Origin of the sequence: Pseudomonas sp. 51_B (assembly GCF_017491595.1) — a bacterium.
Lineage (GTDB): Bacteria > Pseudomonadota > Gammaproteobacteria > Pseudomonadales > Pseudomonadaceae > Aquipseudomonas > Aquipseudomonas promysalinigenes.
Window position 1 is genome coordinate 1 of record NZ_JAFGYW010000407.1, and the last position, 445, is coordinate 445.

At 63.1% G+C, this 445-nt stretch carries 1 protein-coding gene; it reads right to left on the minus strand.

The window, feature by feature from the left end; genetic code table 11:
* A partial coding sequence (gene argA / locus J5M56_RS25465) for an amino-acid N-acetyltransferase (protein WP_207938120.1) occupies positions 1-445 on the minus strand: 445 nt, incomplete at both ends.

A 445-nucleotide genomic window follows, 5' to 3' on the forward strand; every position in this document is an offset into this window, starting at 1 on the left:
GGTTTCAATGCGTTCGAGCAATTCGTCGCCGCGTCCGCCATGGCGGTATTCCGGATTCACCGCCAGACACGCCAGTTCACCGGCATCGGAGTCGGCAATCTGATACAGCGCCGCACAGGCGATGATCATGCCTTCGCGCTCGACCACGCTGAACTGCTCGATCTCGCGCTCCAGCACTTCCCGCGAGCGGCGCACCAGAATGCCCTGCTCTTCCAGCGGACTGATCAGGTCGAGCAAACCGCCGACGTCTTCAATCGCCGCCTCGCGCACCAATTCGAATTGCTCCTGCGCCACCAGCGTACCGCCACCGTCACGGGTGAACAGCTCGGTCAGCAGTGCGCCGTCTTCGACGTAACTGACGATATGACTGCGCGCCACGCCGCCACGGCAGGCTTCGGCGGCGGCATCGAGCAACTCCGCTTGATAGTTGCTCATGCCCAGACGC